General features: G+C 52.7%; 1 rRNA gene. It reads right to left on the bottom strand.

Annotation, left to right across the window (positions count from 1 at the left end):
- Positions 1 to 1,050: ribosomal RNA gene (locus ACYTPF_RS19410) — 23S ribosomal RNA — on the bottom strand; the annotation flags it as partial.

Raw genomic sequence — 1,050 nt, 5'->3', positions numbered from 1 at the left:
TCAGGGATGACTCATCTTTGGGCCGGCTTCCCGCTTAGATGCTTTCAGCGGTTATCCGTTCCGAACATAGCTACCGGGCAATGCGATTGGCATCACAACCCGAACACCAGCGGTTCGTCCACTCCGGTCCTCTCGTACTAGGAGCAGCTCCCATCAATCATCCAACGCCCACACCAGATAGGGACCGAACTGTCTCACGACGTTCTAAACCCAGCTCGCGTACCACTTTAAATGGCGAACAGCCATACCCTTGGGACCGACTTCAGCCCCAGGATGTGATGAGCCGACATCGAGGTGCCAAACACCGCCGTCGATATGAACTCTTGGGCGGTATCAGCCTGTTATCCCCGGAGTACCTTTTATCCGTTGAGCGATGGCCCTTCCATACAGAACCACCGGATCACTATGACCTACTTTCGTACCTGCTCGACGTGTCTGTCTCGCAGTTAAGCTAGCTTATGCCATTGCACTAACCTCACGATGTCCGACCGTGATTAGCTAACCTTCGTGCTCCTCCGTTACTATTTGGGAGGAGACCGCCCCAGTCAAACTACCCACCAGACACTGTCCACAATCCCGATTAGGGACCTATGTTAGAACATCAAACATACAAGGGTGGTATTTCAAGGACGGCTCCACACAATCTAGCGACTGTGCTTCAAAGCCTCCCACCTATCCTACACATGTAGGTTCAATGTTCAGTGCCAAGCTGTAGTAAAGGTTCACGGGGTCTTTCCGTCTAGGTGCGGGTACACAGCATCTTCACTGCGATTTCAATTTCACTGAGTCTCGGGTGGAGACAGCGTGGCCATGGTTACACCATTCGTGCAGGTCGGAACTTACCCGACAAGGAATTTCGCTACCTTAGGACCGTTATAGTTACGGCCGCCGTTTACCGGGGCTTCGATCAAGAGCTTCGTCCGAAAACTAACCCCATCAATTAACCTTCCGGCACCGGGCAGGTGTCACACCCTATACGTCCTCTTACGAGTTTGCAGAGTGCTGTGTTTTTAATAAACAGTCCCAGCCACCTGGTCACTGCGGCCTCCA

Source organism: Alteromonas sp. HB246098, assembly GCF_054890645.1.
This window is presented reverse-complemented; position numbering and strand designations above follow the sequence as displayed.